23 protein-coding genes are annotated in these 26,675 nt (G+C 61.5%); 12 read left to right on the forward strand and 11 right to left on the reverse strand.

Features of this window, described 5'->3' with window-relative positions; all coding sequences use genetic code 11:
• Positions 1–2: 2 nt before the first annotated feature.
• The 4 genes from nadE to NKH73_RS07965 form a co-directional block, all read right to left on the reverse strand.
• Positions 3–986 carry an NAD(+) synthase gene (nadE, locus tag NKH73_RS07950; RefSeq protein WP_352930026.1) on the reverse strand — a complete coding sequence of 328 codons (984 nt, stop codon included), beginning with the start codon at positions 984–986 and terminating at the stop codon, positions 3–5.
• Entirely contained in the window at positions 983–3,715 is a 2,733-nt protein-coding gene (locus NKH73_RS07955; protein ID WP_352930029.1) for an AMP-binding protein, read from the reverse strand. Before NKH73_RS07955 ends, nadE begins: the two co-directional genes overlap by 4 nt.
• Positions 3,716–3,931: 216 nt before the next feature.
• Positions 3,932–4,270: a hypothetical protein gene (locus tag NKH73_RS07960; protein WP_352930032.1), complete on the reverse strand. Its 339-nt coding sequence runs from the start codon at positions 4,268–4,270 to the stop codon at positions 3,932–3,934.
• Positions 4,271–4,446: 176 nt separating this feature from the next.
• A complete protein-coding gene (locus tag NKH73_RS07965; protein ID WP_352930035.1) occupies positions 4,447–5,304 on the reverse strand; it encodes a beta-keto acid cleavage family enzyme in 858 nt (285 codons plus the stop codon).
• A 94-nt stretch (positions 5,305–5,398) separates the two neighbouring features.
• On the opposite strand from NKH73_RS07965, the gene NKH73_RS07970 reads away from it, so the two are divergent.
• Positions 5,399–6,721, forward strand: coding sequence for an aspartate aminotransferase family protein (locus NKH73_RS07970; protein ID WP_352930038.1), 1,323 nt, complete (start codon positions 5,399–5,401; stop codon positions 6,719–6,721).
• An 11-nt stretch (positions 6,722–6,732) separates the two neighbouring features.
• Here the strand turns inward: NKH73_RS07970 and NKH73_RS07975 are convergent, their stop codons facing one another.
• Positions 6,733–7,605, reverse strand: coding sequence for a MurR/RpiR family transcriptional regulator (locus NKH73_RS07975; RefSeq protein ID WP_352930041.1), 873 nt, complete (start codon positions 7,603–7,605; stop codon positions 6,733–6,735).
• Between the two features lie 117 nt (positions 7,606–7,722).
• Between NKH73_RS07975 and NKH73_RS07980 the strand changes: the two genes are divergently transcribed.
• Together NKH73_RS07980 and NKH73_RS07985 are read left to right on the forward strand one after the other, a co-directional pair.
• Complete coding sequence (locus NKH73_RS07980; protein ID WP_352930044.1) at positions 7,723–8,706, forward strand: TAXI family TRAP transporter solute-binding subunit; 984 nt, start codon at positions 7,723–7,725, stop codon at positions 8,704–8,706.
• A gap of 68 nt (positions 8,707–8,774) precedes the next feature.
• A complete protein-coding gene (locus tag NKH73_RS07985) occupies positions 8,775–11,372 on the forward strand; it encodes a TRAP transporter permease (protein ID WP_352930045.1) in 2,598 nt (865 codons plus the stop codon).
• Between the two features lie 38 nt (positions 11,373–11,410).
• On the opposite strand, the gene NKH73_RS07990 is transcribed toward NKH73_RS07985, so the two are convergent.
• The 5 genes from NKH73_RS07990 to NKH73_RS08010 form a co-directional block, all read right to left on the reverse strand.
• Positions 11,411–12,460: an L-idonate 5-dehydrogenase gene (locus tag NKH73_RS07990; protein ID WP_352930047.1), complete on the reverse strand. Its 1,050-nt coding sequence runs from the start codon at positions 12,458–12,460 to the stop codon at positions 11,411–11,413.
• Entirely contained in the window at positions 12,457–13,863 is a 1,407-nt protein-coding gene (locus NKH73_RS07995; protein ID WP_352930050.1) for a TRAP transporter large permease, read from the reverse strand. Before NKH73_RS07995 ends, NKH73_RS07990 begins: the two co-directional genes overlap by 4 nt.
• Before the next feature lie 3 nt (positions 13,864–13,866).
• Entirely contained in the window at positions 13,867–14,439 is a 573-nt protein-coding gene (locus tag NKH73_RS08000) for a TRAP transporter small permease (protein WP_352930053.1), read from the reverse strand.
• Between the two features lie 80 nt (positions 14,440–14,519).
• A complete protein-coding gene (locus NKH73_RS08005) occupies positions 14,520–15,494 on the reverse strand; it encodes a sialic acid TRAP transporter substrate-binding protein SiaP (protein WP_352930054.1) in 975 nt (324 codons plus the stop codon).
• A gap of 79 nt (positions 15,495–15,573) precedes the next feature.
• The gene (locus tag NKH73_RS08010; RefSeq protein WP_352930057.1) at positions 15,574–16,293 is read right to left on the reverse strand and encodes a FadR/GntR family transcriptional regulator; all 720 of its coding nucleotides are present in this window, start codon (positions 16,291–16,293) and stop codon (positions 15,574–15,576) included.
• Positions 16,294–16,635: 342 nt separating this feature from the next.
• On the opposite strand from NKH73_RS08010, the gene NKH73_RS08015 reads away from it, so the two are divergent.
• The 8 genes from NKH73_RS08015 to NKH73_RS08050 all read left to right on the forward strand — a co-directional run bounded on the left by NKH73_RS08015 (position 16,636) and on the right by NKH73_RS08050 (position 25,752).
• The gene (locus tag NKH73_RS08015; protein WP_352930059.1) at positions 16,636–19,191 is read left to right on the forward strand and encodes a multicopper oxidase domain-containing protein; all 2,556 of its coding nucleotides are present in this window, start codon (positions 16,636–16,638) and stop codon (positions 19,189–19,191) included.
• 26 nt (positions 19,192–19,217) lie between these two features.
• Entirely contained in the window at positions 19,218–19,655 is a 438-nt protein-coding gene (locus NKH73_RS08020) for a YqaA family protein (RefSeq protein ID WP_352930062.1), read from the forward strand.
• Positions 19,656–19,806: 151 nt separating this feature from the next.
• Positions 19,807–20,175 carry a hypothetical protein gene (locus NKH73_RS08025; protein WP_352930065.1) on the forward strand — a complete coding sequence of 123 codons (369 nt, stop codon included), beginning with the start codon at positions 19,807–19,809 and terminating at the stop codon, positions 20,173–20,175.
• Between the two features lie 321 nt (positions 20,176–20,496).
• The gene (locus tag NKH73_RS08030) at positions 20,497–21,954 is read left to right on the forward strand and encodes a TolC family protein (RefSeq protein ID WP_352930067.1); all 1,458 of its coding nucleotides are present in this window, start codon (positions 20,497–20,499) and stop codon (positions 21,952–21,954) included.
• Positions 21,955–21,970: 16 nt separating this feature from the next.
• On the forward strand, positions 21,971–23,329 hold the full coding sequence (locus NKH73_RS08035; protein WP_352930070.1) for a multicopper oxidase family protein: 1,359 nt from the start codon (positions 21,971–21,973) through the stop codon (positions 23,327–23,329).
• A 43-nt stretch (positions 23,330–23,372) separates the two neighbouring features.
• Positions 23,373–23,861 (forward strand): cupredoxin domain-containing protein, encoded by a 489-nt coding sequence (locus NKH73_RS08040; protein WP_352930073.1) that lies wholly within the window; start codon positions 23,373–23,375, stop codon positions 23,859–23,861.
• Between the two features lie 25 nt (positions 23,862–23,886).
• The gene (locus NKH73_RS08045) at positions 23,887–24,171 is read left to right on the forward strand and encodes a copper-binding protein (protein WP_352930076.1); all 285 of its coding nucleotides are present in this window, start codon (positions 23,887–23,889) and stop codon (positions 24,169–24,171) included.
• Between the two features lie 189 nt (positions 24,172–24,360).
• Entirely contained in the window at positions 24,361–25,752 is a 1,392-nt protein-coding gene (locus NKH73_RS08050; protein ID WP_352930079.1) for an adenylate/guanylate cyclase domain-containing protein, read from the forward strand.
• A gap of 53 nt (positions 25,753–25,805) precedes the next feature.
• Here NKH73_RS08050 and NKH73_RS08055 read toward each other — a convergent pair whose 3' ends face one another.
• Entirely contained in the window at positions 25,806–26,174 is a 369-nt protein-coding gene (locus NKH73_RS08055; RefSeq protein WP_352930082.1) for a hypothetical protein, read from the reverse strand.
• A 143-nt stretch (positions 26,175–26,317) separates the two neighbouring features.
• On the opposite strand from NKH73_RS08055, the gene NKH73_RS08060 reads away from it, so the two are divergent.
• Positions 26,318–26,584: a BrnA antitoxin family protein gene (locus tag NKH73_RS08060; protein WP_352930085.1), complete on the forward strand. Its 267-nt coding sequence runs from the start codon at positions 26,318–26,320 to the stop codon at positions 26,582–26,584.
• The last annotated feature ends 91 nt before the right edge of the window (positions 26,585–26,675 follow it).

Genomic DNA, 26,675 nt, shown 5'->3' on the forward strand with positions numbered 1-26,675 from the left:
GCTTAGGTCTCGCTCATTGCGGCAGACAGCAAAGGCCGTGCGTGAAGATAGCGTGCGGCACGGCGTTTGCTGTCGATGTCCTTGAAGACTTTCTGAACCTGGGCCGTGGTGAGGCCGGCAGCTGCCGCGACCTCGTCAGCAGAAATTCCGTGGTTCAAGCCAAAGAGGCACAGATCCATCAGATTGTAAGGCAGCGCGAAATAGAATTCCTCTTGGCTTTGAGCCATGGAGAAAGTGTCCGTGGTCGGCGGCCGCCGCCGAACCTCTTCGTCGACCCCAAGGTATTCAGCCAACTGGTAGACCTGGGTCTTGTAGAGGTGGACGATCGGCATCAGGTCGGCAATTCCGTCGCCCTGCTTGACGAAAAATCCTTGGTCATGCTCCAGCCGGTTTGGCGTCCCTGCCACAGCGTAGTTGAGGCGGTCCGCATGGTAGTACTCGGTCATCTTGCGCAGGCGCTGCTTGTAGTTGGTTGCAGCGACGATCTGCAGATAGGCTGCCGGCGACAGACGCACCGTGTCGGTCCTGCCCGCTGGGTCCTGAACCGTGAGACGTGTGATGTTGAGCCCGTTGCCCTCGAGAACCGACGCGAGCACCAGTTTGCATTTCCAGCCGTCCCCGTACCGGGGAACGACGGTCTGGATCGCCTCGACCTGTCGACTGTAGGCGCCGACGGCATCGAGGGCAGGTGTTATGTCCTCCAGCGCCGTATCGATGCCAAGCTGCGCGGCGACACGGCGGCCGAGCCTGAGCGAGTCGTCGGAGGAATGACGCTCCGGCATGAATATCCCGAGGACCTTGTCTTTCCCGAACGCGCGTGCGCACAACGCCGCGACAACGGAGCTGTCGATGCCTCCGGAGAGGCCGACAACCGCCCCACGCCGCCGCAACGTGCCGAAAACTTGCTCGCGCAAACCTTCCACGATGCGATCGATCTCCGCGCGGGCATCGAGCACAAGGGCGTCCTTGCTGAATCCAGAGATCACGTCGATGACCCGTACTCCCGTTTGCGAGACTCGGTTGAAGAATAGGTCTGCGCCACGGCCTTCTCGATCAGGGGGCGGTTGGTGGCGAGGTGAGGTTCTATGACCAGGTCGATGTGGCTCCCCACGATCGGAATCACGTCCAGATGTGCGAAAGCACGATCCCATCCGATGGCTGGAGGCATTCCTGGCCGAGCGCAGCGGAACAAAGTGCCGGTAATCGGCAGCGCCGGCTTCGGTCCCGCCAACCACTGAAAGAACGCTCGCGCCCGCAAAACCTCCTGCAGTTCCAGTTTGGTCCTGAAACTCGTCGCGTTGAACTGTCCCTGGGCATAGCGATCGAGGATTCGGGTGAGCTGCGCCTCCAACCCCATTTTGACTGTGATTTTTGCAAGGGCGCGGCAAGCCATCCGGTAGGCGGATATGCGGTTGGTCCGGATGCGATCGAATGTCCGGGTAAACGTCTCCCAGTGGTCGCTGCGTTCGCCGATGAGGCTTGTGTCCAGGATTCCCACGAATTTCACGGATCGCCCGGCAGCCAGCAGTCGTGCTGCGGCTTCGAATGCGACCGCGCCACCGAGCGAATGGCCGAGAAGTCGTATGTGACCCGCTGGCTGAGCGCGGCGGATCTGCTCGACCGCGGCATCAGCGATGGTGGCGAGGGTGTTTTGGCCGCGCAATATCATCGCCAGGGCGGGGTACCTGATAGGGGCTACTCTGGCGACCTTGCCCATCGCGGCTGCAAAGGCGGCGAGGCTCGGGCCATAGCCGACCGATCCCGGGAACAGAAAAAGGATTGGCGGGTCGTGTTCCTGGGCGCGCTGGTCGCCTGCTTGTGCCGACACGACGGCCTTGACCATTTCGTCCACGCTCATCCCGACGGTGAAGTCCCCAAGACCAAGTTCCTGCCCGATGGCGCTTTCGATCTCCATGACGCAATGCAGCAGTTTCAGCGAATCTCCTCCTGCATCGTCCCAGCGTCCTGCGGCCACGCGCGTGTTGAGGATCTTGGTCCAGGCATCCCGCACTATTTGATGCGTCTTCAGCTCGCTTCCTGAATTGGGTGGTTGCGCGGCCGGCACTGTCCTTCTGGCTGAGAGATCCATCTCCGCAAGCGCTGCCAAGTCGACCTTACCGCTCGCCAAGCGAGGAATCTCGGCGACCGTATGCAAGCGCAGGGGACGCAGCGGTGGCGGCAGCTTCGTTCTGACAAGCTGTCGAAGCTCGTCCGAAAAGGCTGCCCCGGCCCAATGCCGGGGGACGGCGAAAGCGACAAGCTCATTTGCCGCCGTCACGATTGCCACCGCATCCTCCACCGAAGGCGCATAGCGCAATACCCGTTCGAGCTCGGCGGGTTCGACGCGCCGACCATTGATTTTTATCTGGCGCCCTTTGCGACCGACGATCCGCAGCAGGCCATGACTGTCGAGTTGGACGAGATCACCCGTTGCGAAAATCCGAAGATCCGGATCCTCCGGATCCGATGCCAAGGGCACGACGGCTCCGTTCTCCCACTGCCCAAGCAGGACAAACGGGCTTCTTATCAAGAGTTCTCCGCTCTTGCCGGGCTGAACGGGGTGCCCGCTTTCGGTGACGATCGCGAAGGTTATTCCAGGAAGCAGCCACCCGACAGGGACCGAGGCGCCTTGCTCCGGCCAGTCTCGTGGCAAGAACCATTGCGAGCCGGTTGTCTCTGTAGACGAGTAACCGATCTGGATCAGGCAAGTCTTCGAAACGGCTTTGCGCAGCAGGGCGATATCGGCCCAAGACACCTTCTCGCCCCCAATCCGGGCCACTCTGAGTGAGCGGAAAGCGTCAGCAGGCTTGTCCGCCATGAGCGCGCGAAGCAGCGCCGGCACCAGATAGGTAATCGTCACGCCTTCGGATTTCACTCGGCCGCGAACGGCGCGCAAGCCGACTGCTTCGACCTCGAGAAGATGCAAAGTGGCGCCAGTGAGAAGGGCGGCGAGAACCTCCCGGCAACCGGCGATTGTGGCCGGCCCGGTCAAGGGCAGGAAAACATCATCCGAGTTGATGTGGCATGCGTCGACATATTGCTGAACCCGCCACAGCAGACTGCGCTGGCTATTGACGATTCCTTTGGGTCGGCCGGTGCTGCCTGAAGTATAGAGCACGATTGCTGGCGCATCGACGGAGACGGAACAGGACTGGTGTATCGGTAGAGCTTGTGGCTCGACGCTGGTGGTCACATCGATCCAGTGGACCTCCTGCGCCAGATCGGCTGGGCGGACACTTCCGTCGCCTATGATGGCCGAGAGCCGCGCGGCAGCAACGATCTCATTGGTGCGCGAACCGGGATCTCTCGTGTTGAGCGGCACCGAAGGCCGCCCGACAGCCATGCTCGCCAGCATCGCCACAGGGTACCAGATCGAGTTGGCCTGAAGAATTCCGACCGCCTGCCCGTCGGGAACGGTGGCTGCGATCCGGTGCGACAGCATTTCGACAGCCCGGAAAAGCTCGGAATAGGTCAGGCGGTTGGTGCCGTCGCTGATTGCAAGCTTGTCGGGATATCGGCTGGTGACGTTTCTCAGATGGTCGAAGACGGCGACATTCGAAAAATCGGCGCCCATCCGTTGATAGGGGCGCAGCACCGGACCGCCTTGGTCAAGCGCGTAATCCGGGACGTTTGACCATCTATGGGAGGCCGTCGGTTGACAGTCCGCCCCTAGATCCAGACGCACCTTTTCTGATCCCAAATTCGCTGGAGACATGAGTGGCTCACGCTAAGATTAAAGTCACTTATCGCCCCCGGCCGAAATGTTTTCATCGATCATTCTGATGAAGCCGCGATGTTCGCCAAAAGGCCGGGGTCGGTTCTGGGCTGTCGTCCAGCGGGCGCAACCATCCCTATAGGCATAGGTCGTGGTGCTCGCGGTTCTGTCGATATGACGCAAGGTATGGCAATCGGCACCCACTGTCCGTCGCAGTCACGAGCTCTCGTAACTTGCGCGACACAGCGAGGAGCAAAAGATCGGTAAGTTTGCGCTACCCGGCTCTCTGATCAGCTTTTTGGGCTTTCTTGGTTTTTCCGACGCTTTTGGCGCGCCATGCCGGCTGCTGTCGGAGTCTTCGTCAGAAACAAAGCAGTACGCGAAAATATGTCCCCGATTCTCGTCGGTTACTCGGATCCAGTCTTTTTCCCACGTTCGGACGGTAACATTTCGACCTGTGGACAACGCCGCGGCTTTGAACGGGCTCGGCGCGTTGACAATACGCACCGTGACCACGTCATCGCCCTCCATTCGCTCGACGAGATACGTCTGCATAAATGCCTCCCAACGCCACCGGAATTCTAACGTCGGTCAAACGGTTCGGTTGCAGGTAGCAAAGACATTTTTGACAAGTGTGACAAACCATCTGTCGGGGAAGTATGACTTAAAGCAGCTTACGGATCGCTTACGTATCGGGGTCTTGCCGGGTTGGTGACGTGTTCGGGCGAGAGCTACCGCTGGATCGACCAGGCGGCACGCAGGTCGTCGGCCTGGGCGGCCCAGACGCCGCAAGCGGTCAGGGCGCATTTGGTTGTGGTTACGAGCGCGGCATTGTCCCTGGCGGTTGTGCCGTCGGCGAGAGTAAAATTGTTCTCGAAGCCGACGCGGACATGGCCGCCCAGCAGCGCACCGGCTGTCACGCAGGCGGTTTCTTCCCGACCGAAGGCGCAGACCATCCAGTGGGCGAAGCGCGGTCGATCCTGCGCAAGGAAGGGAAGCAGGTCCGTCGGCTGCGAAACCTGTCCCGGCGTGTAGCGGCCGAGCACGTAGAGCACCGGAATGTCGTCGAAAGGCACCAGCCCGCGCTGCTGCATGGCGGCTAGGGCCGACGCCTCTTCAGGCGCGTAAAGGATTATCTGAGGAGCGATCCGCGCGCTCTTCAGCCACCATAGGAACTCCGCGAAGGCGGTCTCATGGGCAACGTCCGGCACCAGTTCTCGCAGCGCCAGCGAAACCGCCTCGGGGCGGGTAGCGCGCACCACCGCCATCTGCTCGGCCGGTTGGTATCGACCGATCGCTTCGCTGGTGATCTGGATGACCAACCGCTCGCCCACCGCATCACGTATCGCTTTCGTCGTCTCGCGATAGGCATGTGCGTCGAGCAAATGGCCGCCGTCGCGATCGCGGACATGGGCATGGATCATGGCGGCGCCCGCTTCGAGGCAGGCGGCGGCGGTCCGAGCCAATTCCTTGGGCCCGATCGGCAGGGCAGGGTGGTCTTCCTTGCCACGCCGTCCACCATTCGGCGCAACGGCGATCGCCGTTGGTGCGATGAGTCCGGGGCCGGGCACCTCGCTGTCGACGGTCATAGATGTAGTCCAACTGTTTCAGTATTGCGTATCATGTAACATATGTTGCATGATAGGTTCGCTTCAAATTGCGCCATCGTCAATCGAGAAAAGCATGACACATATCCTGCATCGCCAGATCCATGCGACCCTGCCCGTCGTGGCTGGCGGCAAGGGTGTAGAACTCTTCGACCGCGATGGTCGCGCCTATATCGACGCGTCAGGCGGCGCGGCGGTTTCCTGCCTCGGCCACGGCCATCCCGACGTGACGGCCGCGCTCCACGCACAGGCCGACAGGCTCGCCTATGCCCACACCAGCTTCTTCACCAATGAGCCGGCCGAGACATTGGCCGACAAGCTCGTCGCCGGCGCGCCGCAAGGCATAAGCCACGCCTATTTCGTGTCCGGCGGCTCCGAGGCGGTGGAGGCGGCGCTCAAAATGGCACGGCAGTTTTTCGTGGAGACTGACAGACCCGAGCGGCGAAACGTCATCGCCCGCCGACAGAGCTATCACGGCAACACGCTTGGCGCTCTCGCCGCCGGGGGTAATGAATGGCGCCGCGCCCAATTTCGCCCGTTGCTGATCGATACGCATCACATCGACCCTTGTTATGCCTACCGCTACCAGATAGCCGGTGAGAGTGAGGAGGCCTACGGCCTGCGCGCAGCCCAGGCGCTCGAGGACAAGATTGTCGAACTCGGTGCGGACACTGTGATGGCTTTCGTCGCGGAACCTGTCGTCGGCGCGACAGCAGGGGCGGTGCCTGCCGTTCCCGGCTATTTCAGGCGCATCCGCGAAATCTGCGACCGCTACGGTGTGCTCCTCATCCTCGACGAGGTGATGTGCGGCATGGGCCGTACCGGCACGCTGCACGCCTGCGAGCAGGACGGCGTCGCGCCCGACCTGATGACGATCGCCAAAGGCCTCGGCGGAGGCTACCAGCCCATTGGCGCAGTGCTGCTTTCGCGCCGCATCTTCGACGCCTTTGCCGAGGGCTCCGGCTTCTTTCAGCACGGCCACACCTACATATGCCACCCCATGGCGTGCGCAGCGGCGCTGGCCGTCCAGGAGGTGATCGCTCGCGACGACCTGCTCGCCAATGTTCGGGCGATGGGCGCACATCTTTCGCGGCGACTGGGCGAACGGTTCGGCAATCATGCTCATGTCGGCGACATTCGCGGGCGCGGTCTTTTCATGGGGGTGGAGCTGGTCGAGGACCGCTCGACCAAAGCGCCCTTTGACCCGAAGCTGAAGCTCAATGCGAAGATCAAGCGCGAGGCGATGGCGCGCGGCCTGCTCGTCTATCCCGCGGGAGGCACGATCGACGGCATGCGCGGCGATCATGTGCTGCTTGCGCCCCCGTTCATCATAGACGCCGCGGCAATCGACGCGGTTGTCGAACGGCTCGGCGACGCGATAGACGCTGCGGTGGCATAGCCCGGCGCTCCTCATTCCGGCAGATAAGCCCCGAACGCCTGTAACTCCAGTTCCGTCTCCCTGACACGAGTCGCGGCCGCCGCTCCGCTGCGCGCCAGCATCGTTGCAGCCAGCGCTTCCACGATAGCCATAGCTGCGGTTACCGACGGGAAGAAGGAAGGGCTGTCGGTAGAGAAACGCAAGGTAACGTCGGCATGCCGCGCGATCGGAGCAGCCATGCTGTCGGCGATCGCGACAATCGGGACGCTGTGTCGTTGTGCAGCCTCCACCACCGGCCCGAGTTCACGCGAATAAGGCAAAAAGCCGATCGCGACGACCGCGTCCCTCTTTCCGAGCGCTGCGAGTTCCGCCTCGATCGCACCGCCGTCGCCGCCGAGCAGCGTGATCTCGCGCCGAAACATCCGGCAGAGATAGACGAGCGCGTGGGCGGGCGCGCGGCAGCTTCGGAACCCGGCGACGCGTATGTGCTGCGCCTTCTCCAGGATCGCGCAAGCCTTTGCGATTTCGTCGTTGTCGTTGACCGTTTCGGCCACTGCCAAATTGGCCATCGTCGTTCTCAGCGATTCCGCGAAGATTGCCTCCGACCCGCGCATGACAAGTGCATCGGCCCTTGCCGCGAAAGGCGCCTTGCCGGAGCGCAGCCGGTCTTCGAACGGCTTGCGAAGCGCCGCCCAGTCGCCGAAGTCCAGCCGCCGCGCCAGCCGCACGAAAGTCGTCGGCGTCACCTCTGATCGCGAGGCCAGCACCCGCATTGAAACCAGCGCCACCTCGTCCGGGTGATCGACCAGGAACCGCGCCGCCTTGCGCAGTTCCGAGCTTAGTTCGGGGAGTTCGGATAGTATGCGCGCCAGAAGCGCGTCGAAACCCATCTCCCGCGCAGTCATTGTAACAAGCATTTCCCTTGATTGATAAAGCGCAACAATCGTAGCATGCATCGACGTGCCTTGACACTAACACACCGGACGGCCGCGACGGCACGCAAAGTACCAAGGGAGAACCAGATGATACATGCCCGGATTGCACGCCATGGAGCGCAGATCGCCGCCTTGTCGGCCGCACTGCTGTTTTCGGCCAGCGCAATGGCGCAGCAGAATTTCGTTACCATCGGGACCGGTGGCGTCACCGGCGTCTACTATGCCGCCGGCGGTGCTATCTGCCGCCTGCTCAACAAGGATCGCAAGACACACGGCATCCGCTGCTCGGTCGAATCGACCGGCGGATCGGCATTCAACGTGAACACGATCAAGGAAGGCGAACTCGACTTCGGCATGGCGCAGTCCGACGTCCAGTTCAACGCCTATAAGGGGCTGGAATCGTTCAAGGACGGCGGCGCCCATTCCGACCTGCGCGCGGTCTTCTCGATTCACCCGGAGCCGTTCACGGTCCTGGCGCATCCGAATGCCGGCGTGACGAAATTCGAGGACTTCAAGGGCAAACGCTTCAACGTCGGCAATCCCGGTTCCGGAACGCGCTCTTCCATGGAACGCCTGCTCGGTGCGATGGGCTGGACATTAGCCGACTTTTCGCTCGCATCGGAGTTGAAGGCTGACGAGCACGGCCCGGCGCTCTGCGACGGCAAGATCGACGGGTTCTTCTACGGCGTCGGTCATCCCTCAGCGAACATCCAGGATCCGACGACCACCTGCGGTGCCAAGCTGGTGCCGTTGACTGGAGAGGTGGTCGACAAACTTGTGGCCGAGAATCCCTACTACGCCAAGGCGATCATTCCGGGCGGTCTCTACGCAAACAATCCCGATGATACCGGGACTTTCGGTGTGCTCGCCACGCTGGTCACTTCGGCCAAGGTTCCCGATGAGAGCGTCTATCAATTGACCAGGGCGGTGTTCGAGAACTTCGACGAGTTCAAGTCGCTGCACCCGGCTTTCGCCAATCTCGAGCCGGCCAAGATGGTGTCGGAGGGAAATTCCGCGCCGCTGCATCCGGGTGCTGAAAAATATTTCAAGGAGAAGGGCTGGCTGAAGTAGGCTTCGTGACCTGACGACAGCTCGGCGGGTTCAACGAACCCGCCGGGCCATCCGCAACAGGAGGCGTCATGAGCGAAGTCAAGGAACAACCGGCCGGCGTCGATCTCGGTGAGCTCGAACAGCTTGTCGCGGAGGCCGATACCGGTGGCAGGCATCCCAGCGGAACAGTCGCTCGAATTCTGCTCTGGGTTGCAGTTGCCTGGTCGCTTTTTCAGCTCTGGTACGCTTCGCCTTTGCCGTTCGTGTTCGGCTTCGGCATCCTCAATGACACCGAAGCGCGCGCTATCCATCTCGGCTTCGCGCTGTTCTTGACCTTCCTCGCCTATCCGGCGCTGAGATCCTCGCCCCGCGATCGTGTGCCGCTGCTCGACTGGGTGCTGGCCGTAGTCGGCGGATTTGCCGGCGCTTATCTCTTTCTCTTTTACGTCCAGCTTTCCGGACGGCCGGGTCAGCCGACCACGCTCGATCTCGTTACCGGCACTGTTGGTATTTTGTTGCTCCTCGAGGCGACGCGCCGCGCGCTCGGCCTTCCGATGGTGGTCGTGGCATGTGTCTTCATCTTCTACACCTTTGCCGGCCAGTACATGCCGGACGTGATCCAGCATCGCGGTGCATCACTCACCAAGTTTCTCAACCATCAATGGCTGACCACCGAAGGCGTCTTCGGGATTGCACTTGGCGTATCGACGAGCTTCGTCTTTCTTTTCGTCTTGTTCGGCACGCTTCTGGAAAAGGCAGGCGCCGGCAACTGGATGATGCAGATCTCCATCGCGCTGCTCGGCCATCTGCGCGGCGGCCCGGCAAAAGTCGCGGTGGTCTCGTCGGCTCTTAATGGCGTCGTATCCGGCTCGTCCGTCTCCAACGTGGTTTCAGGCGGCATCTTCACCATCCCGTTGATGAAGCGCACCGGCCTTTCCGGGGTCAAGGCGGGCGCCATCGAGGCTTCGGCCTCGATCAACGGTCAGATCATGCCGCCCGTCATGGGCGCGGCCGCCTTCCTGATGGTCGAATATGTTGGCATTCCCTATTCGGAAATCGTCAAGCACGCGCTGTTGCCGGCGGTTTTTTCCTACATAGCACTGCTCTACATGGTTCACCTCGAAGCGATAAAGATGGGCCTAAAGACGATCCCGCAGCGTCCGACGCCAGCAAGAGAACGGATGTTGCGGATGGGTCTGGGACTGTCAGGCAGCATTCTCGCCGTCTGTATCGTCTATTATGGTATCGTTGCCATCCAGGCTGTCTTCGGTGGGGCGGCACCGCCGGTGCTCGCAATCGCAGGCGTGGCTCTCTACGTCGCCTCCGTCTGGTATTCCTCCCGCTATCCGGACCTCGCACTCGACGATCCGAACGCGCCGATCCTGGAACTGCCGCGCGCCTGGGACGTCACGCGGACCGGGCTCGACTTCCTCATCCCGATCGCCGTACTTCTGTGGTGCCTGATGGTCGAGCAGATGTCGCCCGGCCTCTCGGCGTTCTGGGCGACCGTTTCAATCCTCGGCATCGTCGCCACCCGCAAGCCGCTGATGGCGGTATTCCGTAACGAAAACCTCGCCGCCTCAGTCCGTGCCGCCTGGGACGACGTGATCGACGGGCTGGCACTCGGCGCCCGCAACATGATCGGCATCGGTATCGCCACGGCCACCGCCGGCATCGTCGTCGGCACGATCACGCTGACCGGCCTCGGTCTGATGATGACGGAACTCGTCGAGTTCATCTCCGGCGGCAACGTCATCCTGATGCTGATCCTGATCGCCGCGATCAGTCTTGTGCTCGGCATGGGTATTCCGACCACCGCAAATTACATCCTGGTGGCGACGCTGATGGCGCCGGTTGTGGTCGATCTCGGTGCGCAGGCAGGATTGCCGATCCCGCTGATCGCGGTCCACCTCTTCGTCTTTTACTTTGGCATCATGGCCGACATCACCCCGCCCGTCGGGCTGGCGGCCTTCGCGGCGGCAGCGATTTCCAAGGAGGATCCGATCGCCACCGGTTTCCAGGGCGCGCTCTATTCGCTGCGTACCGCGATCCTGCCGTTCGTCTTCATCTTCAATCCGGCGATCCTGCTGATCGGGGTCGACACCTGGCCTCAGACGATCTGGGTGGCGACGGTCTCGTTGATCGCCATCCTGCTGTTTTCGGCAGCGACCATGAACTGGTTCGTGACGAAAAGCCGCCTCTGGGAAAGTGCCGCCCTGCTGCTCATCTGCTTCACGCTGTTTCGGCCGGACTGGTGGCTCAACCAGGTCTCGCCGCCTTACGAGGAATTGCCGGCGAGCGAGTTCCTGTCGGCGGTCGGGCAGGCGCCGGCCGACGGCCGCATCAATTTCGTCGTCGAGGGCGTCGACCTCATGGGCGAAGATGTGCGCAAGACGGTCAACATACCGCTCGGCGAGCCGGGCGATCCGCTGAAGCGGCTGCGCGACATCGGTCTCACCATCACGCAAGCGGGCGACGCGCTGATGATCAGCAATGTCGACTTCGGCTCCTACGCCAAGCGCATCGGGCTGGATGTCGGATATGACGTTGTGGCCGTGCTCAGAAAGGCCGATCAGCCTTCGAGCCTCATTCCGATCGGCCTGGCGCTTGCTGCGACCGCCGGCGTTGCGGCTCTGCAGTTTGCGCGGGCGCGCAAGCAGGCGGAGGAAGGCGGGCCGGCGCGCTGAGTCTGGAAAGGTTGATAACAGCAGGCGCCGGGAAAACCTCAGTCGGCGGTCAGCACTACCTTGACGCTCTGCGAGCGGTCGGCGGCCAGGGCAAACGCATCGCGGGCCGAGGAAAGGGGTCGCTCGGCGGTAACCAGCTTCAGGACGTCTATGTCCCCGCCGACAATGAGATCGACCGCCTGGTTGAATTCCGCGCCGAAACGGAACGTGCCGTTCAGGTTGATTTCCTTGGCCATCACCGCATTGGCCGCCACGGGGATCTGACCGCCCGGAAGATTGCCGACCTGAACGACCGTGCCGCCGCGCCGGACGCTGGCGATCGCCGCCGCGAGACCCGCCGCGGTGCCTGAAATCTCGAACGCGATATCGATCGCCTTGTCGGACGCGAACGCCTTGAGCTCCTCGTCGCCGCCAAACAGGTCGATCGTCCTGTTTGCTCCAAGTTTGCTGGCGAAGGCGAGCGGCGCCGCTGCTATGTCGACGACGGTGAGCTCGCCACATCCCTTGAGCCTGGCCGCGAGCATGGTCAAAAGCCCGATGGGACCGGCGCCGAACAGGATGACGTTGCGGCCGGCGATATCGCCGGCCCGTGCCACAGCGTGCAGGCTGACGGCGAGCGGTTCGGCGAGTGCCGCCGCCTGGTAGGCGATATCCGGCGGAACCTTGACGCATTGCGCGGGCGTGGCGTCGAACACGCTGGCAAAACCACCTTGCATGTGCGGCGTTTTCGACGCCGAGCCCATGAAATAGATGTTCTCGCAGAGGTTGGCGCGGCCCTCCGCGCATCGCGCGCATCGTCCGCACCAGCGCGACGGATTGACCGCCACGCGATCGCCAACGGCAAGTCCAGGCGCGACCGCGTTGATTTCGACGATCTCTCCGGCGACCTCGTGGCCGAGCACCAGCGGCGATGTAACGACAAAATCGCCGGTCCGCGCATGGCGGAAATAGTGCAGATCGGAACCGCAGATGCCGCCTGCGCCGAAGCGCACGCGCACCATTCCCGGCGCGAGGGAGCCGAGCAGGCGCTCGACGACGCGCAGATCCTCAGGGCCGAACAGCGTCACGGCGATTGCGTTGTCGATCAACGGATCAGCCCCATTTGCGTCGGCAGCCACAGCGTGATGGCGGGGATGAAGGTGATCAGGATCAGCGCGACGATCAACGGGACGAGCCACGGCAGAATTGCCATGGTCGTGCGCTCGACCGACAGCTTGGCGACCCGCGAGAGGACGAACAGCACCATGCCGAGCGGCGGATGGAGGAGACCAATCATCAGATTGAGCGTCATGATCAGGCCGAAATGCACCGGATCGATCCCGTAGAGAACCACGATCGGCAGGAGGATCGGAACAAGGATCGTGATCGCGGCGATCGTGTCGAGGAAGCAGCCGACTACCAGCATCAGGATGTTCACCAGGATCAGGAACACCCATTTGTTTTCGGTCAGCGATGTGATGAAGACCGAGAACAGCTGCGCCGCCTGACTGACCGTGAGCAACCAGGCGAAGATCGATGCTGCGGTGACGATGAAGAGCACCGACGCGGTCGTCTCGATCGTGTCGAAACTGGCCTTCGCCAAGGCTGCGAATGTCATCGTGCGATAGCGCACGAGCCCCAGAAACAACGACCAGATAACAGCGGCCATGGCCGCTTCGGTCGGCGTGAACCAGCCCATGGTCATGCCGCCGATCAGGATGATCGGTGTCATCAGCGCCATAACGGCCGAGAAGTCGAAATACCAGTCGCAGGCGATCAGGACGACGAGCGCGATGCCGACGGCAACATTGAGCGACAGTCCCATCTGGACAAGGACATAAACGGCCAACGGAAAGCAGCACACGACGGCCACCTCGATCGAGGCGGCGGCGAGCCGGCTCAATTTGAACGGCGTGTCCGAGCCCCAGCCCCGGCGGTAGGCGAAGATCGCGACTGTCACCATCATCAGCGCCGTCATGACAACGCCCGGCAGGATGCCGGCCATGAACAGCGCGCCGATCGAGACGTTGGCCATCATTCCGTAGATGACGAAGGGCAGCGACGGCGGGAAGATCGGGCCGAGCGTCGAGGAGGCCGCGGTGACGCCGACTGCCGCCTCCACGGGATAGCCATGGTCGCGCATCGCCTTGATCTCGATGGTGCCGATGCCGGCGGCGTCGGCAAGGGCAGCGCCCGACATGCCGGCGAAGACCACCGATCCGATGATGTTCACCTGCGCGAGACCGCCCTTCATCCAGCCGACAAGCGCCAGCGCGAAGGAATAGATCCGCCCCGTCACGCCGGCGATGTTCATGAGGTTGCCGGCGAAGATGAAGAACGGCACGGCAAGCAGCGGAAAGCTCTCGACCCCGGCGATCATACGCTGCGCGGCAATGATGTCGGGCGCCACGCCATAGAAGACGAGGTAGAGCAGCGACGACACCGCCATCGACACTGCGACAGGCACGCCGACCAGCATCAGGACGAGAAAGGCTCCGATCAGAAGCAGCATGGCCTATTCCCCCAGTCCGTCGAACGCGGCGGGGCGCTCCAGCGCCGAGTAGCCACGGCGGATGTTGCCGATGAATACCTGGATAGCGCGCAGCATCATCAGCACGAAACCGGCGAATACGGCGTAGAAGACGACGTTGCGCGGCAGGTTGATGGTGACCATCCGTTCCCGGTGGACGATGCCGACATAGCGCCAGAGAAGCCAGGACATATAGGCGAAGAAGCAAATGGTGATCAGATTGACCGCAAGCGCCAGGTAGCGCCCCACGCCTGCGGGGAGATAATGATAGAGCACGTCGACATGGATATGGCGCGTGGTGCGCGTGCACATGACCGAGCCCAGGAAGACCACGACGACGAGGCAGTTGATGGCGATCTCCTCGGTCCAGGCAAAACTGTTGTTCATGACGTAGCGCGTGAAGAACTGCAGGAAGACGCAGAACGACATGCCCCAGAACACGGCGAGCGTGACCCAGTCCTCCACCGCGTATCGCGATAGATCGACGGGCTGGGTTTCTTCCTCGAATGCATGCGCCAGTTCTTCGGGGGTGACCTGGGTGTGGACTTCTTGGGTCATCGGCAAGCTCCGGACACTGTTGGGACAGCGGGCTCAACAGACCCGACGCGCTTGTCGCGCCGGGCCTGGATTGATGCAGGTTACTTGACGGCGCGGATCGCCTCCCAGTCTTCCTTGCGGTAGCCGAACTCCTCGAACGTCACCTTCTCCATCACGTTCTTTTCGAAATCGGCGCGATCGACTTCGGTGACGGTGAGGCCGCGCTCCTTGAAGGTTTCAACCAGGGCCTTCTCGCGATCGACGATGACCTTCGTCGCTCGCGCGGCCGCTTCCTGCATTACTTCGGTGAAGATCGCCTTGTCCTCGTCCGACAATTGCGACCAGCGCGATTGCGACACGATCGTGTTGAGATGATCGACGATGTGCCCGGTCAGGATTATGTGCTTTTGCACTTCGTAGAATTTCTTGGCGTCGATGGTCGTCAGCGGGTTTTCCTGCGCTTCCACCGTGCCTTGCTGCAAGGCGAGATAGACCTCGGCGAAGGCGATCGGCGCGGTGTTCGCGCCGCAGGCGCGCGGCATGGCGAGATAGGCCGGCACATCAGGCACGCGGATCTTCAGACCCTGCATGTCGGCGCATTTCTCGATCGGCCGGTTGGAGGTCGTGTGACGCGTGCCGTAGTAGGTGGTCGCTGTGATGTGATGGCCGGACGCCTCTTCGTAGCCGCCGGTCAATTCCTTGTATTTGTCGCTCTTGGTGTAAGCGAGCAGATGATCCGCATCGCGGAAGATGAACGGGAAGTAGGTCACGCCGATCGGCGGATATTCGCGGGCGGCGAAGCTCGATCCGGAGATGATGATGTCGACCGTGCCGAGGGTCAGCCCCTGGTTGATGTCGGCTTCCTTGCCGAGTTGCGAGGCCGGAAAGACGTCGATCGTATAGCGGCCGTCGGTGCGCTTCTTGATCTCTTCCGCCGCCCAGACGGACTCCGTGTGGAAGGGTTCGGACGTTTCGTATACGTGGGCCCATTTCAGCGCGGTTTGTGCAGAGGCCGAAGCCATGGGCAGAGCGATTGCGGCGATCGTGCCAAGCAGAACGGCGTATTTTCTCAACATCATATTCCTCCCTGTGATTGGATTTGCCCGTGATTGAATTTGGACCATTGCCGACAGGATCCTCCCGGTCGGCCGCTTCCTATTCCGCGACCTCCCTGGCCACGGATTTCTCACCGAAATTGCGTGAGAATCTCAGCTGCGACTGCCGCAGATGTTCCTGCATGGCGGCCTTCGCCCGTTCGGGCTGGCGCGCCGCGATCGCGTCGCGCACCGCGCGATGCTCCTCCGCGGCGGCCCGCCAGGATTCCCTGTTCTCGAAATAGCTCGACAGGAGTTCGAAATAAGGGTTCATGCGCTGGTCGAAAAGCTCGCCGATGCAGCGCACCAGGACGGCGTTTCCGAGGATACCCGCCACCATCGTATGGAACTCGCGATCGAGCGCGATCGTCGTTTTGGTCGGGTGAGGTATGTCCTCCATCCGGCGCAGCACGTCGTCCATATGTTCGATGTCGATCGGCCGAACGTGGAGGGCGGCTTCGGCGGCGATCGCCCCTTCAATGAACTCGCGTGCGCGCAACAGCTCGAACGGGCCTTCATCCATCTCTGCCGTCAAGACGTCAGCACGCGGCCGGTCGGTGACATAGATGCCGGAGCCGACGCGAATGCGTATGCGCCCCTCGACCTCGAGCGCAATCAGCGCTTCACGGACGGTCGGCCGGGAGATGCCCAGCTGGTCGGCCAGTTCGCGCTCCGTCGGCAGGCGATCGCCGACTGCGAACTCGCCCGCGTCGATCAACTGCCTAAGCTGATCGGCGATCTGTCGGTAAAGTCGGCGCGGTTCAACGGCCTGGATCGGCATTCTTACCTAGCTCTACTTCAACAGCATCATCGAACTGAACTCGGATCGGTAAATTGGTCTGACCTATTCGATCGAAAAGTGCCGCGAATAAAACGGAGAGTCAAGGCGCGGGGACACTCATGGAACTCATTCTGCGTGACCTTCTTGGAAACGACGGATCGACCAAGGCTGGACGGCGCCTCTTGACCTTCCAGCAACTGGAAGACTTATCGCGTGGTTTCGCCGCCAGAATCTCCGGGAGTTTCCAAGGGGAGCAGCCAATGACGCGGCGCGTTTCAGGGAGGCGGCCGAAACAGTCCGTCGCTCTAGGTCAGTGGAGAGAAAACCGACAGGAGTTCTGCAGTGTTCGTACAACCCGTCGACTACTTTCTTGCAGTCTGGTTCGTTCTAGCGGGCCTCAGTACGGCTTATGTGGCGTGGGATCAGTTCCGCAACAATCCCGAACCTGTGGTGATGAAATGGGGCTTCATCCTAGTCACGCTCTATATGGGGCCGCTGGGGCTGTTGATTTACGTGCTGGCCGACAAGGAGCCGCGGCCGGGCGAACACGAGGCGTTCACCAAGCCGCTCTGGAAGCAAGGCGTCGGCTCGACGATCCACTGCGTCGCCGGGGACGCCACAGGCATCATCCTCGCGGCGGCAATCACCGCCGCGCTTGGATTGCCGATGTGGATCGATCTCATCGTTGAGTATGTTGCCGGATTCGCCTTCGGCCTGTTCATCTTCCAGTCGCTGTTCATGAAATCGATGATGGGCGGCACCTATTGGGAGAATGTCCGCAAGAGCTTCATGCCGGAATTCATCAGCATGAATTTCATGATGGCGGGCATGGCGCCGGTCATGAGTTTCCTGATGATGGGCAGCGACATGCGGGCCATGGAACCGACCGAGCTCCTGTTCTGGGGCGTGATGTCGCTTGGCGTCATCGTCGGGTTCATCACTGCATATCCTGCCAACGTATGGATGGTGGCCCGTGGTCTGAAGCATGGGCTGATGACCGAACGCGAACCGGAATTCGAGAAGGCTAGGGAAGGCGGGCGCGAGCACGCACATGGCGGCGCGGAAGCCGGGATAGCGGGGCACAGTCACGACGAGGAAAAGCACAAGCCTGAACCGACGGGAGATCGCTCAAGCCACAGCGCTCACGCGCGCGTCGATGAACACGCCAACCCTGGACATGGCGGCGCGAGCGGCAATCCCGGGGTGAGCCATCATGGTTCCGGCCACGGATCGACGCATGGGGAAGCGGGCATCGCGGCCTTTGCGAGGATCGGCCGTCATCCGCTTCATCCTATGCTCGTGCCGCTTCCGATCGGGTTTTTCGTGGCGGCACTGCTTGCCGACCTCGCCTATTGGCTTACGGCTTCGCCGACAACGGCGAGCGCAGCCACATGGTTGATTGCCGGGGGCGTCGTGACCGGCGCCGTCGCCGCTGCCGCGGGTCTGGCCGACTTTTTGGCAAACGCCGAGATTCGCGCGCTCTACCACGCACGCTATCATCTCGCCGGAAGCATCGCGGTTCTGGCGATAGGAGCGGCCAGCCTGTGGTTGCGAGGTTCGGTGGGTGAGGCCGATGCCGTGCTGCCCTGGGGCCTCTCAATGTCCGCTGCAGTCGTTGCGCTGTTGGCATTCACGGGATGGCATGGAGGCGAGATGGTCTTTGGCCACGGCATCGGCATGCAGCCGCATCAGCATGGAGCTGGGCACAGGGTCCCTCGATCCGGCCACGACTCCTCCCATGGCAATGGGGGAGGCGGGTCGGGTGGTCGGCATGGCGGTCACGGGATGGAGCCGGATGCAACCGTCCCGCAACTCGCGGCCTTCGGGGGCGTGTCCGTGCTGGCGCTGGCGCTCGGCATGATCGCTCCGGCCAATTGGGTGAACCTCACCCTCAGTGCGCGAGATGTCGGCGGCGCCATCATGCCGCCCGGCATGATCATGGACCGCGACACGCCGGCTGCAGCAATGCTTGACATGGCCGCTGTGCATCCTCGCCTGGTTACGGCCAGTCATGGTCTGGAGGTTCGCGGCGACCGGGAACTGGAAGCCAGGATGGAAAACGGGGTGAAGTTGTTCGATCTGGAAACGTCGGTCATCCGCTGGGCGATCCTGCCGGACGTGAAAGTCGATGCCTATGCGATCAACGGTCAGGTTCCGGGCCCGCGGCTGCATATCCGGCAAGGCGACCGGGTGCGCATCAACGTCACGAACCGCCTGCCGGAGAGCACGACCCTGCACTGGCACGGGTTGATCCTCCCGAACGAAATGGATGGCCCGGCCGAGATCACGCAGGAGCCGATCCCGCCCGGCGGCAGCTACCGATACGAATTCACGGCGGGCCAATCGGGAACCTATTTCTATCACTCTCATGACCATGTCGATCGCCAACAGGCGCTCGGGCTCTACGGCGCGCTTATCATCGATCCCGCCAATCCTCAGGACGAGATTGCGGCCGACCACGAGTATGTTATCCAGCTTCAGGAATGGCTGATGCGAGAGGGCCTGACTTTTCCCTCGATGCCGATGGATGGCGGGCAGCCGAACTATTTTACCATCAACGGCCGCGCCTATCCGTCAACGGACACAATCAGGATGAAGGTCGGCGAAACTCTGAAAGTGCGCTTCATCGGCACCAACAATGGGTTTATCCACCCGATGCACATCCATGGCGGTCCATTCGAAGTTGTCGCCCGCGACGGCGAGACGATTCCGGTGTCGGCCCGTTTCCTTGCCGACACGGTCAACGTCGGGCCAGGGCAACGCTACGATGTCGTCTGGCAGGCACGTCGTCCTGGAAAATGGCTGATCCACTGCCATATCGGGCATCATACGACCAACAACAATGTCGAAGAGAAGGGCGGTGGCGGACTGATGGTCGTGATCGATGTGCAGCCCTGAAATCTTTCCGCAAGGCGAAAACATAGATGGATGTGTTTGCCGTATACGGCGGCCTGTTTCTTGCTGCCTTCGCCGCGGCCACCATCCTTCCGGCGCAGTCGGAGGCCGCCCTTGCAGGGCTCCTCGCCACAAATTCCTTCTCGCCCGCAATGCTGGTCCTTGTCGCCAGCATAGGCAATGTCCTGGGCTCGGTGGTGAACTGGACCCTTGGTCGAGGGATCGAACGCTTCCGGGACAAGTCCTGGTTTCCGCTGCGTCCCACGACGCTCAACCGCGCCATGAGCTGGTATCGCCGTTATGGAAAATGGTCGCTCCTGTTAAGCTGGATGCCGATCATCGGCGATCCGCTGACCGTGGTCGCTGGGGTTTTGCGTGAGCCGCTATGGAGCTTTGTCGCAATTGTCGCCGTCGCGAAGATCGCGCGTTATCTGGTCGTCGCCGCAGCGGTGCTGGGCCTGATGTAAAACCGAATTGGCAGGCAGTTGTGTTCACTTTTGGTTGCACCGCAGCAAAGTGGCCGCCACGACCTTGACAAATCAGACGAACAATTGTCGGAAGGGTGTGATGAGGACTCATGGTCGATTCACGATCCTAGGAAACATACCGCTCCGAGCAATGCTGGCGGTCGTGTTCCTGGTCATGTCGGCTCTTCAGCCTGGCCTGTTCGCCACAGCCAATGCGACGGGTTTTCATGCCGGGGCGGATCTCCAGGCCGGAATAGATCTCCAAGCCGAGACATCCGCACACGACATGGGCCATCACGACGCCACGGCGACGGATGACACGGACACGTCTGAGCATCATCACGGCACCAAGCAATCCGCTGACAAGAGCTGTGAAGTCCATTGCGCACCGGCAAATGCGGTGCCGGTCGACTGCCCTGACTTGGAGCATGTCGTCTCTCGCTGCTTTGCGCCCGTCGTTGACGTCGCTTTACCGCTTGGCGAATACACAGCGCTCATAAGGCCTCCCAAACACATCTGAACTGACGCGCCCTCGTCGGGCATTCGCGCGCTGCGTCGGGAATCCGTTCCCGCGCGGCCAAACGCATACGTCAAGCTTCAGGTCTACAATGAAAATCGCAAGCTCCGCGATGCTGCTCGCATCGCTGTTAGTTGCCGGATGTACGGCAACCACGCCACCGGACATCCTACCTGCCTTCAACCCGGCCGATCCCGCAATGGGCGTCCGTGATGTGCACTACCACCCGGTCGTCGCCGACTATCGCCACCGGGAGCCAGTCGATCCGCAGGATTGGCGGCGTCTCAATCAAGAACGTTCTCCCGCGAACCCGGGAGCCGGATCATGACGCGCCGGTTCATGACCATAGCTGCGATGGTGACCATCCCGCTGATCGCAGCCGGATGCACGACCAGCGGCGATCTTGATGGCATGTCAGCCCCGATGGCCGGCTTCACGACAGTCGCGGCGCGTGCCGAATCCGTGACCGGCAATCAAACGGTGTGGGTGCAATCCAGCGAGGAAGCACGAACGGTCTCAGAGCGCGTGAAGCGCCTTGTCCAGAAGAGGACAATCGGCCCGGACATCGCGGTGCAGGTCGCCTTGCTCAACAACAAGGGCCTACAGGCCGCCTATGCCGAGATCGGCCTGTCGGCGGCCGACATGTGGCAGGAGACGATGCTCGTCAATCCAACGATCTCCGTCGGCATGATCGGCGTCGATCCCGTGCGGACGATCGAAGGAGCGGTGGTCAGCAACATCCTTGCGATGGCGACCCACAAGCGGCGCGTCGCAGTCGCGGATGCACGTTTCCGTCAGGCCCAGCTCCGCGCCGCCGAAGAAACGCTACGGCTGGCCGCGGACACGCGGCGGGCCTGGATCAACGTTGTCTCGGCTTGGGAGAGCGTTTCCTATCTGAACAAGGCGCAGGCCGCAGCCGACGCTGCCTCCGAACTCGCTCAAAAACTTGGCGATACGGGCGCTTTCACAAAGACCGGCCAAGCCCGCGAACACGTCTTTTATGCCGAGATCACCGGTCAGGCGGCGGAAGCGCGGCTCGCTGCGCGGGCTGCCAAGGAAGAGCTCACCCGGCTGATGGGTCTATGGGGACCGGACGTCGATTACTCGGTCCCCAACGTGCTTCCAGCCCTGCCCAAGGGGGCCAAGACCAAACGCGCGATCGAGGCCGAGGCGCTAAAAAATCGCGTCGACCTCGAGATCGCGAAACTTGAGCTGGAAGCGCTGGCGAAGTCCTATGGTCTGACAGAGGCGACGCGCTACGTCAGCGACCTGGAGCTACTTTCCGGCGTGGAGGTGGAACGCGAGGAGTCGGAGGAGGGCGGAACGGAGACGAGTGTCTCGCCCACCCTGGAGCTCGAGTTCGTCATTCCGATCTTCGATACCGGCAAGGCACGCATGCGCAAGGCCGAACTTGCCTACATGCAAGCCGCAAACCGGCTCGCGGAAAAGGCGGTCAACATCCGGTCGGAGGCCAGATCCGCCTATGACGCCTACCGTTCGACCTACGACATTGCCCGGCACTATCGGAACAATGTTGTGCCGCTGCGAACAAAGATCGAGGCGGAGTCGGTCCTCACCTACAACGGCATGATCACCAACACGTTCGAGTTGCTGGCGGACACACGCGCGAAAATCAGCTCGATCATGCTTTCCCTCAACGCCAAGCGCAATTTCTGGCTGGCCGACGTCAATCTCGGAACCGCCATCCACGGCGGTGGCGCGAGTTCGTCCGGGGGCGGCGACGCACCGGCCGCCGCCGAAGCAGGCGCCGAAGGCCACTGATCTCAAGGAGAAGAAAATGCTTTCAAGACGTCAGTTGTTAGGCGCGGGAGCCCTGCTCGCCGGCGCCACTGCATGGACCAAAACGTCCGCGATGGGGCTGCCCGACGCTCCAATCATGGAGTCCCCTGATATGCAGCCTCCGATCTTCCCGACGAGCGGACCGGACTACCAGCCGGTCGTGACGCTCAACGGCTGGACACTTCCGCATCGCATGAACAACGGCGTGAAGGAATTCCACCTCGTGGCCGAGCCGGTCGAGCGCGAGATGTCGCCCGGCATGACTGCCTATCTCTGGGGCTACAACGGTCAATCTCCCGGCCCGACCATAGAGGCGGTTGAGGGCGATCGAGTCCGCATCTTTGTAACAAACAAGCTGCCGGAGCACACGACGATCCATTGGCACGGCATGATCCTGCCCAACGGCATGGACGGCGTGACCGGTCTTACCCAGCCCGGAATCCCGCCCGGCAAGACTTTCGTCTACGAGTTCGACCTCGTGAAGAGCGGTACATTCATGTACCACCCGCACGCCGACGAAATGGTCCAGATGGCGATGGGCATGATGGGCTTTTTCGTCATTCATCCCAAAGACCCGAAATTCATGCGCGTGGACCGCGATTTCGTGTTCCTGCTGAACGCCTTCGATATCGAACCGGGGTCATACGTCCCGCGCATCATGGAGATGACGGATTTCAATCTCTGGGGTTGGAATAGCCGCGTCTTTCCGGGGATCAGTCATCTTCCAGTGGCGAAAAACGACCGCGTCAGGGTTCGCGTGGGCAACCTGACCATGACCAATCATCCGATCCACATGCATGGCTACGACTTCGAGGTGACCTGCACCGATGGCGGCTGGGTCCGGCCGGAGGCGCGGTGGCCGGAAGTGTCGATCGACATTCCCGTCGGCGCCATGCGGGCCTATGAGTTCGAAGCAAAATACGAGGGCGACTGGGCAATCCATTGCCATAAGTCGCACCACACAATGAACGCTATGGGCCACGACGTGCCCACGTTCATCGGCGTCGACAACTCGAAAGTCACCGACAAAATCCGCCGTGTCCAGCCCGAATACATGGCCATGGGTGACCGCGGCATGGCCGACATGGGCGAGATGGAGATGCCGCTTCCCGACAACACGATACCAATGATGAGCGGCTGGGGCCAGTTCGGCGCCATCGAGATGGGCGGGATGTTCTCGGTCGTGAAGGTTCGCGAGGGCCTGGCCTCGAACGATTACGCCGATCCGGGATGGTACCAGCATCCGGAGGGAACCGTGGCTTACGAATGGAAGGGGGATGTCCCCGCTCCGACGAAATCAGGCGACGCAAAAACGATGGCCCCGGCAGCGCACGGCGGTCACGGCAAACAGGGATGAGAAACGGAAACCCCTCAACCACAACAATGAGAGAAAGTGCAGCATGAAACGTATAATCGCAGCGGCCGTTTTGATGGCGGTCAGTTCGGGAGCAGCTCTTGCCGGTGGAACCCATTCCGGAGGCCATGGCGACAAAGCCGCCAAAATGCCGATCGGCAGCCCTGGCGAGGCTGGCAAGGCAAAGCGGACCATCAACATTTCGATGTCGGAGAAAGACGACGGAAAAATGTTGTTCCAGCCGGCCGTCCTCAAGGTGAAGAAGGGCGAGACCGTTCGCCTGAAATTCATCAACAAGGGCCAAATCGATCACGAGTTCGTCATGGATGTCCACGACGGGATCATGGAGCACAAGGCGCTGATGGAGAAATTCCCCGAGATGGAGCACGCCGATCCCAACGCGATCCGGCTGGCGCCCGGCGCTAGAGGCGAGATCATCTGGACGTTCGCCAATGCCGGCGAATTCGGCTTCGCCTGCCTGGTCCCTGGCCACTACGATTCCGGCATGAAGGGCGACATCACCGTCGCCAACTGACTGCTAACCGCAAAGGAAGCTGATCATGACACTATTGATAAAGACATTCTCGGCACTCGCGCTCGTGCTCGCCATCGGCGGGAGCGCGCTTGCGCAGGAATACGTGAAGGGCGAAGTCATCAAGGTCGACGCCAAACAGAAGAAGCTGACGATCAAGCATGAGCCGCTGACCAATCTCGACATGCCCGCGATGACGATGGTGTTCGTCGTCGCGGATCAAGGCATGCTAGAGAAGGTCAAGGCGGGTCAAGCGATCGAGTTCACGGCTGATCGCGTGAACGGGCGCATCACGGTCACGGAAATCAAATAGGCCAGTTGCGTGGATAGCGGGCCGTCGGAAAACGTCGGCCCGCCCTCGCGAGTGGCCGCTAATATCCGATGCCGCACTGTCGACTGCGACACGATCGTTCCGTAGGGACGATCGATGACCCTTGTTGTCCTCGAAACCAATGACGCGGTCCCGCCGATTGCTTCGCCTAGCGAACCGAGTTGAGCACTGATGACATTCAGCAATAGGGCTCTTACCGAGATCGATATTCTCATTTCGGAGGTCGAGCAGCGCAATGAGCTGCGCACCGCGCTTTGGCGGTTCGTGGCGTTGTTCGTGTTCGCGCTCTCTGTTGCGCTTGAACCGGATATCGTTAATCACGAGATCCACCTTATTCTGCTGAGCGCCTATGCCGCGATCACCTTTGTAGCTGTAGGCCTGGTGATATCCCAATTGTTCCGCCCATGGCTGAATTGGGTTTATGTTGCAGTAGACGCGTCGCTCGTCATTTACTTGACCGCCGAACACCTCCTTGACCCCGCTTCTTCCTTGGTCGATGCGCTGGCAACACCAAGCCTCGTGATCGCGTTCGTGTTTCTTTCGCACGCGAGCATGCGCATGCGTGCGGGGCCGGTTGCCGCCTTTGCGCTGATCGTCATTCTCGGCTCCTCGGCAGTTGTCCTGATGCCGGTTTGGGAGGACGGCTTTGGGGCGGTCTTTCGCCTCTCTTCGGAAGAAATTCAGGCATCGGGCGTTCGGCTTGCGGCTTTCACCGTCGTCGCGGCGATCCAGCTCGTTCTGGTATTGGACATCCGGCGGCTGGTGCAGGAAGCGGTCGCAAGTTCGAGCGAGCGGGCGAACTTGGCCCGCTTCTTTGCTCCCGAGACGGCTGAGCGCTTGGCAACCGAGGGTGCGAATCTCGGTCTTCGCCGCCAGGAGGCGGCGATACTGTTCGTCGATATCCGAGGCTTCACGAGCCTGTCCGAGACGATGCCGCTGGAGGAGATAGCATCCCTGCTCACCGAATACAGGCGGCGGGTGACGCAGGCCGTATCGGGATGTGATGGGGTCGTGGACAAATTCATCGGCGATGGCGTCATGGCTGTATTCGGCTTTCCCTTGCCGCTCTCGACCGCCGCTCTCCGAGCTTTTGAATGCGCGGTCGAGCTGTCCAACTTTCTCGATGTGTGGAGCGAGATCAGGATGCGCCACGGCGAGGAACCCCTCAGTTTCGCGATCGGCGTTCACTACGGCCACGTGATCGGAGGCGTCATACCTAGAGAACATCATAGCGAATACACCGTTATCGGCGATTCGGTGAACCTCGCCGCCAGGCTTCAGGCGATGTGCAAGCTTACGGACGCCCGCATCGTCATTTCGGACGAACTCGCCTGCAAACTGCCGCGGCATTGGAGGACGCCTGAGTGGCAAACGCTGAGGGCTGCAACCGTTCCGGGCCGATCTGAAACCGTCGACGTCCATCTCCTGCCGATGCAGGGGTTAGGGATACAAAGTTATCTACAACGGGATCCGGATCGGAACGCTTTACGGCCAAACCCAGGCGCAGCGACCCGTCACAACGGCGATCAGGCCAAGACCTGGTCGGCCACATCAAGGGGATAAGCCGCTGTCGTTGGTTGGAGATCGGACGATCCGGTGACCTCACATCGCGGGTATCAAGACGAGGGGACCGCACAAAATGTCATCCAGAGGCTTTCTTTCCAGTCATCGTGTGCGGAGCGGTTGAGAGGAAGAGCCATGGGATACTTCCGCGCGCCCACACCCACATAGGCGGGATAATTACAGCGAACGCGTGCATGATGCCTGCCGGTATCTTCATACCTGATGACGCCGTTCGCGTCCGTCTCGACCAGGCCAATAGCGACATCAAAGTCATAATCCCCATATGGCGAGACACTGTTGTCCATGACGCTGAGCTGAACCGAGGTGGCATCTGGAAAACTGGCGGTGTAAAAGATCAGTTGCTCCGCCGCCATCGAGGGCGTAGCCACCAACACGCCGGCAAACAATGCAATGGCGCGCATTTCCTCCTCCCGAGGATCCAGGGTGAGACTATCACCTCTCGCGTCGATATTCTAATTACTGTTCCGGGCAGTGGGCGGAGGCATTCCGATGCGCATTGCGTTGCATGTCTCCTCCCAGCCGTTATCTCCAGTCAGGACCATCAATGGCAAATCCTCCGCGCCGACCGACAAATCCAATGGCTGCCGCCGAAGCCGCCTTCAAGCCAGTCAAGAAGCCGGCCCGACCGGTTCGCGAAGCCGCAGCTGCTCCAAGTGTCAGAGAGCTTGTTTCGATCAGGATTGATCGAGCCGTCCTGGATTATTTCCAGGGGGACGGACCGGGCTGGCAGGACCGTATTAATGATGCTTTACGAGCGATGGTCGAGAAGCGGGTCGCCGCCGAGGGCGATCGTTCAGACGACATCACCTGACGAAAATGTGAGCGCCTAGGATATTTTCTTGGCGACATGTGGAGACGCACCGTGCTCGCGGTGACTTCATCGTCGACGGGCAAGCTCCCGA

It is taken from the genome of Mesorhizobium sp. M0938 (assembly GCF_040319125.1).
GTDB classification, from domain to species: Bacteria; Pseudomonadota; Alphaproteobacteria; order Rhizobiales; family Rhizobiaceae; genus Mesorhizobium; species Mesorhizobium robiniae.